The organism is Aeromonas allosaccharophila (assembly GCF_016026615.1).
GTDB lineage: Bacteria > Pseudomonadota > Gammaproteobacteria > Enterobacterales > Aeromonadaceae > Aeromonas > Aeromonas allosaccharophila.
The window spans coordinates 3,578,235-3,587,500 of sequence record NZ_CP065745.1 but is presented as its reverse complement, the minus strand read 5'-3'; the positions used below and the strand labels follow the sequence as shown (position 1 = coordinate 3,587,500).

General features: G+C 60.8%; 6 protein-coding genes (1 of these 6 only partly in view). 3 read left to right on the top strand and 3 right to left on the bottom strand.

Features of this window, described 5'->3' with window-relative positions; all coding sequences use genetic code 11:
* The 3 genes in view from I6G90_RS16375 to pepQ are tightly spaced (at most 36 nt apart) and all read right to left on the bottom strand, a layout consistent with a single transcriptional unit that may run on beyond the window.
* Window positions 1–1,380: the 5' portion of a TrkH family potassium uptake protein gene (locus I6G90_RS16375; RefSeq protein ID WP_042060707.1), read on the bottom strand. The gene continues 78 nt to the left of window position 1, outside the view; 1,380 of the gene's 1,458 nt are visible here — the first part of the coding sequence; it begins with the start codon at window positions 1,378–1,380; its stop codon lies off the left edge, out of view.
* A gap of 36 nt (window positions 1,381–1,416) precedes the next feature.
* Window positions 1,417–2,034: a YigZ family protein gene (locus tag I6G90_RS16370; RefSeq protein WP_197928341.1), complete on the bottom strand. Its 618-nt coding sequence runs from the start codon at window positions 2,032–2,034 to the stop codon at window positions 1,417–1,419.
* Window positions 2,034–3,356 (bottom strand): Xaa-Pro dipeptidase, encoded by a 1,323-nt coding sequence (pepQ, locus tag I6G90_RS16365; RefSeq protein ID WP_197928340.1) that lies wholly within the window; start codon window positions 3,354–3,356, stop codon window positions 2,034–2,036. The genes I6G90_RS16370 and pepQ overlap by 1 nt, the downstream gene beginning before the upstream one ends.
* Window positions 3,357–3,546: 190 nt before the next feature.
* On the opposite strand from pepQ, the gene I6G90_RS16360 reads away from it, so the two are divergent.
* The 3 genes from I6G90_RS16360 (at window position 3,547) to fadA (ending at window position 9,021) form a co-directional block, all read left to right on the top strand.
* Window positions 3,547–5,484, top strand: coding sequence for an acetoacetate--CoA ligase (locus I6G90_RS16360; protein ID WP_197928339.1), 1,938 nt, complete (start codon window positions 3,547–3,549; stop codon window positions 5,482–5,484).
* Between the two features lie 204 nt (window positions 5,485–5,688).
* Window positions 5,689–7,836, top strand: a complete 2,148-nt coding sequence (gene fadB / locus I6G90_RS16355; RefSeq protein WP_197928338.1) for a fatty acid oxidation complex subunit alpha FadB — start codon at window positions 5,689–5,691, stop codon at window positions 7,834–7,836.
* 21 nt (window positions 7,837–7,857) lie between these two features.
* Window positions 7,858–9,021, top strand: coding sequence for an acetyl-CoA C-acyltransferase FadA (gene fadA / locus I6G90_RS16350; protein ID WP_182938532.1), 1,164 nt, complete (start codon window positions 7,858–7,860; stop codon window positions 9,019–9,021).
* Window positions 9,022–9,266: the final 245 nt, after the last annotated feature.

The following is a 9,266-nucleotide window of genomic DNA, read 5'->3' as shown; positions in this document are numbered from 1 at the left end:
CAGCACCCACTGGGCCGCAGGCGAGATATTGCCGAAGTTGGCAGATACCTCTCCCAGCCCCGGACCTACGTTGGTGAAAGCCGCCGCCACGGCGGTGAATGCGGTCACTTCGTTCAGCCCCGTCATCAGCAACAGCAGCATGAATATAAAGAAGAGAATGATATAGGTAGCGAAGTAGCCCCACACCGCCTCGACGATGCGCTCGGGCACCGCCCGATTCCCCAGCTTCAAGGTATAGATGGCTCTGGGGTGGACCAGCCGCTTCAGTTCGCGCATCCCCTGCATAAACAGGATCATGAAACGCATCACCTTGATGCCGCCGCCGGTACTGCCCGCGCAACAGCCGATAAAGGCGGAGAACATCAGCAGCATGGGCAGGAACGAGGGCCAGTCGGCATAGGTAGTGGTGCTGTAGCCGGTGGTGGTACCCAGAGAGACTGCCTGGAACAGCCCGTGGTTGAGCGCCTCTTGCCAGGTGGCGTAGTGTCCGTGGGTCAGCAAGGCGACAAAGCAGATCATCACCAGGGTCGCCTGAATGGCCAGGAAAACCTTGAGTTCCGAATCATAGAGGTAGCGCCCGAGCCGAACCGGACGGTGGGAGAAAACGGTAAAGTGGAGCGCAAAGTTCACGCTGGCCAGCAGCAGGAACACCACGGTAATCAGGTTGATGACCGGACTGTTGAAGAAACCGATGCTGGCGTCGTGGGTGGAGAAGCCACCGACCGACAGGGTCGAGAACGAATGGCACACCGCATCGAACAGCGTCATCCCGGCCAGCCAGTAGGCCAACGCACAGAGCGCGGTCAGCAGCAGATAGATGAACCAGAGCGCCTTGGCCGTTTCGGCGATACGCGGCGTCACCTTGGTATCCTTCACCGGCCCCGGGATCTCGGCACGATAGAGCTGCATGCCACCGATCCCGAGCAGCGGCAGAATGGCCACCGCCAGTACGATGATCCCCATGCCACCCAGCCACTGCAGCAGCTGGCGATAGAACAGAAACGCCTTGGGCAGGTTATCGAGCCCGGTCAGTACCGTCGCCCCTGTGGTGGTCAGGCCGGAAAATGATTCGAAGAAGGCCTCCGAGACCGACATGTCCGGCACGTCGCTCATGATAAAAGGCACCGCCCCCACACTGCCCAGCACGGTCCAGAACAGCACCACGATGAGGAAGCCCTCTTTCGAGCGCATCTCCTTCTTGTGATAGCGGTTGGGAAACCAGAGCACCACACCGAGCAGCAGAGCGATCAGAAAAGAGCTGACGAACTCGGCACCACCACCATCCCGATAGCCGAAGGCCACCAGTGCAGGCAACAGCATGGTCGAGCTGAACAGCGCAACCAGCAGGCCAACAATGCGAATAATGCTCAGGATGTGCATTACAGCTCCCTTTCCCCAATTAAAGAGCGATGGATTCTAGCCATCTAAGGGACTGAGGGATACCCGCCCATGAGTCCGGTCGGTCAATTCACGGTCCACCTGAGCCCAAACCGAGGACTCCCACGCCACCTGCAAGGTGACCTGCTGACCGTAATCGGCCGCCAGCAATTCGCCATTATGGCTGCTGATCAGCGACTCGACAGTCCCCATGTCACCGTAATCGCAGTGAATGAGAGAGGGAGTGCGTGGCACCTTGAGCAGGGTGGGCAGTTGCTTGATGGCGGCACCGACGCCGCCCCCATAGGCTTTGACCAGTCCACCGGTGCCAAGCTGGATGCCGCCGTAGTAACGCACTACCACGGCGCAGATTTCACCGAGCCCCGAGCCCATCAACTGGGCCAGGATCGGCTTGCCCGCAGTACCGGAAGGTTCGCCGTCATCGCTGAAGCCATAAACCTGACTATCTTGCGGCGCACCAGCCACAAAGGCCCAGCAGTGGTGGCGAGCGGCCGGATGTTGGCGTTTGATCTCGTTGACCCACCCCTTGGCCGCCTCAACGGTCGGGGTGTGGGCGATCAGGGTAATGAAGCGGCTCTTCTTTATCTCTTCGGTCAACTCCAGCGGGGCAGCCGGAATGGAGTACGCAGCCGCCATCAGAGTCCTGCTTGTCTGGTCATGTTCTCCACCCCGTTGGCGTGCAGCACCACGTTGTCTTCGATGCGGATGCCACCAAACGGCCGCAACGCCTCCACCTTGTTCCAGTTGACCCGTTTGCCCTGTTCGCCCTGACGCAGCGGCTCCAGCAAACTGTCGATGAAGTAGAGCCCCGGCTCGATGGTGAACACCTGACCCACCTCCATCACCCGGGTGCAGCGCAGATAGGGGAACAGCTCGGGCGCCGCCAGATGGGTGCCGCGCTCATCCTGCATGAACCCGCCCGCATCGTGTACTTGCAGACCGAGGAAGTGGCCAAGACCGTGAGGGAAGAAGACATTGGTCACCCCGGTGTTGATCATCTCGTCTACCGACATGTCCACCAGCTCGGTGGTCTGCAGCAGGCGCGCCAGCTTGTGATGCATCAGCAGGTGCAGCTCGCTGTAGCGGCGACCCGGCTTGATCTCCTTGATGATCTCCTGCTGCTGCTCGTCGAGGGCAGCAATCAGATCGGCAAACTCGCCGCGCCGCCACGCCCAGGTGCGGGTGATGTCGGAGGCATAACCGTGAAAATCGACGCCGGCATCGATCAGGAAGGAGTGGCGTTCCACATCAGGCACCCGCAAGGCAGACAAATGGGTGTAGTGCAGGATGGCCGCATTGCGGTTGATGGCGACGATATTGCTATAAGGTGCCTCATTGGCCCCCTGCCCGACCGCCTTCATGTAGGCCAGATTGATCTCGAACTCGCTCGCCCCCGCCATAAAGGAGTCCTTGGCGGCGATGTGGCCGCGCACCCCGATCCGGTTCGCCTCGCGCAGACACTCCAGCTCGTAGGGGGTCTTGTAGGCGCGGTGATAGTGCAGGTAGTTGAGCACCGCCTCGGGATTGGGCTGGGTCAGCCCCAGCAGATCGGCCACCTCCAGATGGCCGCCCAGATAGGCCCACTCCTGCTTGTTGGCAAGCAGATGGTCGGCCACCTGCTCCGGGCGGGTCAGGAAACGGATATCGAAGAACTCGACCCAGAAGGCATTGGGCAGATCCGCCACCTTGTGCCAGAAATCGACCGGACGGTAGAACAGCAGCACCGGTTTGTTCACCCCGTCCACCAGCAGCCAGCAGTGGGGGTTGTCCAGCACCGGCAACCAGGCCTTGAAGTGCGGGTTTACCTTGAACGGGTAATCCTGATCATCGAGGAAGATGCGGTGGGTCTGGCCGGAGTGGATGGCCAGCCCGCTGAGCCCCTGTTGTTGCAGAATGTCGCGGGTGCGCTGCTGCAAGGTATCGAGGTGCTGGGCAAAAAGTTGGCTGTAGCTGCTCATGGCGTCCTGCTCCGAGGTGAATGTGATAGCAGCATAACACCAAGCTCGGAGCTGCTCGACCCGTCAAGCTGCCGCTTCGTGAGGTAACGCATGCGTTACAACCTGTTTGTTATCAACACAAAACCAATCATTAACAAATCAAAAACAATTCAATACACTGCCGGTAGATACATGAAGTCAGGGATTACTCATGGACAACCTCTGCCTGTGGCAACCGGATCCGCTCAGGATGCAGCAATCCAACCTCTACCGTTTTATGGCGGAGGTGAACCGTTTCCACGGCTTGCAGTTGCAGAACTATCCGCAGCTTTACCAATGGTCGGTGGAGAAGACCACCCGTTTCTGGCCGCTGGTATGGCAACACTGCGGCGTCAAGGGCGAGCTCGGCAACATAGTGGCGGAGAACCGTCAGGATATGCAGCGCACCCGCTGGTTCCCCGATAGCCGGCTCAACTTCGCCGAAAACCTGCTGCGCCGTCAGGACGAGAGCCCGGCCATCATCTCCCGCATCGAAGGGAATCCAAGCCGCACTCTTAGCTGGCGTGAGCTGGGGGAACAGGTTGCCCGACTGGCTCAATGGCTGCGCCATCAGGGGATTGGTCGTGGCGACGTGGTGGCGGCCTATCTGCCCAATATTCCGGAAACCGTTGTTGCCATGCTGGCAACCAGCAGCCTCGGGGCGATCTGGACCTCCACCAGCCCCGACTTCGGTGAAGCCAGCGTGGTGGAGCGTTTCGGCCAGACCCGGCCGCGAGTGCTGTTTGCCGTAGACGGCTATCGCTACAACGGCAAGGCGATCGACATTCAGCACAAGGTCGCCAGCGTGGTGAGCCAGTTAGGCAGCATAGAGCAGACGGTGATGATCCCCCTGCTCGGCAACCCGCTGCAGCTTGGTCACGACTGGCAGCACCTGCTGGCGAGCCAGCACGGTGCCCAGCTCACCTTCGAACCCATGGCCTTCAACGATCCGCTCTATATCCTCTACTCGTCCGGCACCACCGGAAAACCCAAGTGCATCGTGCACGGGATTGGCGGCACCCTGCTGCAACACCTGAAAGAGCACCAGCTGCATTGCGATATCAAACCGGGGGAGCGGATCTTCTACTTCACCACCTGCGGCTGGATGATGTGGAACTGGCTGGTGAGCGCCCTCGCCTCCGGCGCCACCCTAGTGCTCTACGACGGCTCACCGTTTTACCCGGATGGCAACGTGCTATGGGATCTGGCCCACGACGAGCAGGTCGCCTTGTTCGGCACCTCGGCCAAGTATCTCGATGCGCTGCACAAGCAGGGTTATGCCCCCATTAAGAGCCACGACTTGCCGCAGTTGCGGCTGATCTGCAGCACCGGATCTGTGTTGTCGCCGGAGGGGTTCGACTACGTCTATCAGCAGATCAAGCAGGATGTGCAGCTCAGCTCCATCTCAGGCGGCACCGACATCTGCTCCTGCTTCGTCATCGGCAACCCCATCAGCCCCGTCTACCGCGGCGAGAGTCAGGGGCGCGGCCTCGGTCTCGCGGTGCAGGTGTTCAACGAAGCGGGCCAGCCGGTGCAGGGGGAGAAGGGCGAGCTGGTCTGCACCAAGCCGTTCCCGGCCCAGCCCATCTACTTCTGGGGCGACGAAAATGGAGACAAATACCACGCTGCCTACTTCGAGCGGTTCGACAACATCTGGTGCCACGGCGACTGGATCGAGCTGACCCCGACCGGCGGCATTCTGTTCTACGGCCGATCCGACGCAACCCTCAACCCGGGCGGCGTGCGGATCGGCACCAGCGAGATCTACCGCTATGTCGAGCAGCTCGACGAGGTGGAGGAGAGCATCGTCATCGGCCAGCAGTGGCAGCAGGACGAGCGGGTGGTGCTGTTCGTCAAACTCAAGGCGGGTTGCAAGCTGGACGAGCCGCTGCGTGAGCGGATCCGCCAGCAGATAAAACAGCACTGCACCGCCCGCCATGTGCCGGCCCGCATCCTGCAGGTGGATGCCATCCCCCGTACCAAGTCCGGCAAGATCGTCGAACTGGCGGTGCGGGAGGTAGTGCACAACAGACCGGTCAACAACACCCACGCCCTCGCCGATCCCGAGGTGTTGAACCAGTATCGCAACCGGCCGGAACTGACCAGTTGAGAACAGACTCACATCCAGCGGAGGCGCCGCAAGGCGCCTCTCTTTTGCCCGTTTTGTGATGAAGAGCTTTTACTCGAGATCTGTTAAACAAATGTTTTAAATAGGTGTTGAAAATGTCTCCTTTTGGATCAATAGTGAGCCTCGCCCCCTGCTGGGGATAAAGGAGCAACACCCCCCACTGAGTGGGAACAAGGAGACACTCTCATGATCTACCAAGGCGAAACCCTGTCGGTCAGCTACCTCGAAAACGGCATCGCCGAGCTGAGGTTTGATGCCCCGGGTTCAGTCAACAAGCTGGATCGCGCTACCCTGCTCTCCCTGAGCGAAGCGATCGCCGCATTACAACAAGAACGTGAACTAAAAGGTCTGATCCTCACCTCCGGCAAAGACGCCTTTATCGTCGGTGCCGACATTACCGAATTCCTGGAACTGTTCGATTTGCCGCAAGAAGATCTGCTCGGCTGGCTGAAAAAGGCCAACGACATCTTCAACGCCATCGAAGATCTGCCGGTGCCGACTCTCTCTGCCATCAAGGGCCACGCTCTGGGCGGCGGCTGCGAGACCATTCTCTCCACCGACTTCCGGCTGGCTGATACCACAGCCAAAATCGGCCTGCCCGAGACCAAACTCGGCATCATGCCGGGCTTTGGCGGCACTGTCCGTCTGCCGCGAGTGATCGGCGCCGACAACGCGCTGGAGTGGATCACCACCGGCAAGGATGTCCGTGCCGATGACGCCCTCAAGGTGGGTGCCATCGATGCCGTGGTCGCCCCCGATGCGCTGCACAGCGCCGCCGTGCAGATGATCAAAGATGCCATCGCGGGCAAGCTGGACTGGCAGAGCCGTCGCGCCGCCAAAAAAGCCCCGCTGCGCCTCTCCAAACTGGAAGCCATGATGAGCTTCACCACCGCTGCCGGCATGGTTGCCGCCGTGGCGGGCAAACACTATCCGGCACCGATGACCGCGGTGAAAACCGTCGAGGCCGCCGCTGGCATGGGTCGTGACGAAGCGCTGGTCGTTGAAGCACAGGGCTTTATCAAGCTAGCCAAGACCGATGTCGCCAAGGCGCTGGTCGGTATCTTCCTCAATGATCAGCACATCAAGGCGCTGGCCAAGAAGGCGGCCAAGCAGGCAGCTAAGACCACTAGCCACGCCGCCGTACTGGGTGCCGGCATCATGGGGGGCGGCATCGCCTACCAGTCTGCCAGCAAGGGCATCCCGGCGGTGATGAAGGATATCAACGAGAAGGCACTGGCACTTGGCATGAATGAGGCCACCAAGCTGCTCAACGGCCAGCTCGAGAAGGGCCGCATCGACGGTATCAAGATGGGCCAGGTGCTCTCTGCCATTACCCCGACCCTCAGCTATGACAACGTCAAGCATGTGGATGTGGTTGTCGAAGCCGTGGTCGAGAATCCCAAGGTGAAAGCCGCCGTGCTGGGCGAAGTGGAAGGGATCATTGGCGAAGACGCCGTGCTCGCCAGCAACACCTCCACCATTCCCATCTCCCTGCTGGCCAAGGGGCTGAAGCGCCCGCAGAACTTCTGCGGCATGCACTTCTTCAACCCGGTGCACCGCATGCCACTGGTGGAGATCATCCGCGGCGAGCAGACCTCCGATGAAACCATCAACCGCGTGGTGGCCTACGCCGCCGCCATGGGCAAGTCCCCGGTGGTGGTCAACGACTGCCCGGGCTTCTTCGTCAACCGGGTGCTGTTCCCCTACTTCTTCGGCTTCAACAAGCTGGTCGCCGATGGCGCCGACTTCGCCGCCGTCGACAAGGTAATGGAGAAGGAGTTCGGCTGGCCCATGGGCCCTGCCTACCTGCTGGACGTGGTCGGCATCGACACCGGTCACCATGCCGGTGACGTGATGGCGCAGGGTTTCCCGGCACGTATGAGCAAGGAAGGCCGCACCGCCATCGACGTGATGTACGAAGTGAGCCGCTTCGGTCAGAAGAACGGCAAGGGTTTCTACGCTTACGAGCAGGACAAGAAGGGCAAGCCGAAGAAAGTGGCCGACGCCGCCAGCTACGAGCTGCTGGCCCCCATTGCCAAGCCGAAGCAGGATTTCGACAAGGACGCCATCATCGCTCGCATGATGATCCCGATGATCAACGAAGTAGTGCTCTGTCTGGAAGAGGGCATTGTCGCCACGCCAGCAGAAGCCGACATCGCACTGGTCTACGGTCTGGGCTTCCCTCCCTTCCGCGGCGGCGTGTTCCGCTATCTGGACACCATAGGTCTGGATCGCTACGTGGCCATGGCCGACCAGTATGCCGACTTGGGCCCGCTCTACCGCGTCAGCGACAAGCTGCGTGAGATGGCCGCCCAGGGCAAAACCTTCTACTGATTGCGGAAAGGAGATCCATTCATGAAAGACGTAGTCATTGTCGACTGTATCCGGACCCCGATGGGCCGGTCCAAGGGCGGCGCCTTCCGCAACGTGCGTGCAGAAGATCTGTCCGCGCACCTGATGAAATCCATCCTGCTGCGCAACCCCAATCTCGACCCGAACGAGATCGAGGATATCTACTGGGGCTGCGTGCAGCAGACCCTGGAGCAGGGCTTCAACATCGCCCGCAACGCCGCGCTGCTGGCCGGTATTCCGAAGCAGGTGGGGGCGGTCACCGTCAACCGTCTGTGTGGCTCCAGTATGCAGGCGCTGCATGACGCTTCCCGTGCCATTCAGGTGGGTGATGGGGACATCTTCATCATCGGCGGCGTCGAGCACATGGGCCATGTACCGATGAGCCACGGTGTGGACTTCCACCCCGGCATGGCCAAGTCGGTGGCGAAAGCCTCCGGCATGATGGGGCTGACCGCCGAAATGCTCGGCAAGCTGCACGGCATCAGCCGCCAGCAGCAGGACGAGTTTGCCGCCCGCTCCCACCGTCGCGCTTATGCTGCGACCGTGGAAGGGCGCTTCGCCAAAGAGATCGTCGGGCTGGAAGGCCATGATGCCAGCGGCGCCCGCTTCTTCTACGACTACGACGAAGTGATCCGCCCGGAGACCACGGTCGATGGCTTAAGCCAGCTGCGCCCGGCATTTGACCCGGTCAATGGTACCGTCACCGCCGGCAGCTCCTCGGCGCTGTCCGACGGTGCCGCCGCCATGCTGGTGATGAGTGCAGATCGCGCCAAGGCGCTCGGCCTCACGCCCCGCGCCAGAGTGCGTGCCATGGCCGTGGCCGGTTGCGATGCCGCCATCATGGGTTACGGCCCGGTACCAGCCACCCAGAAGGCGCTCAAGCGGGCCGGTCTGACCATCGGCGATATCGATCTGTTCGAGCTGAACGAGGCGTTTGCCGCCCAGTCCCTGCCCTGCGTGAAGGATTTGGGTCTGCAGGATCTGGTGGACGAGAAGGTCAACCTGAACGGCGGCGCCATTGCGCTGGGCCACCCGCTCGGCTGCTCCGGCGCGCGCATCTCCACGACTCTCATCAATCTGATGGAGGAGAAGGATGCCACCCTGGGCGTGGCCACCATGTGTATCGGTCTGGGTCAGGGCATCGCCACCGTATTCGAACGGGTGTGATAACCAGCCGGATCGACGGGATGCACTACTGAGAGTTGTCCCTTTTCGGGGCCAGTCTGACTGGCCCCTTTTCAAGTCTGTGACGATCGCCACACGGGGTGAGCGTCAGTGGTCAGAAGCTGTCTGTTGGCCGTCCCGTTTGGGTCGGCCTTTTTTCGTTTTAACCTTATCAATAGCCTGTTATTGCCTTAAACCTCACATTAGATAGGGGGCTTGCTTGCTTTTTACTCCCCCGACAGGTTCAA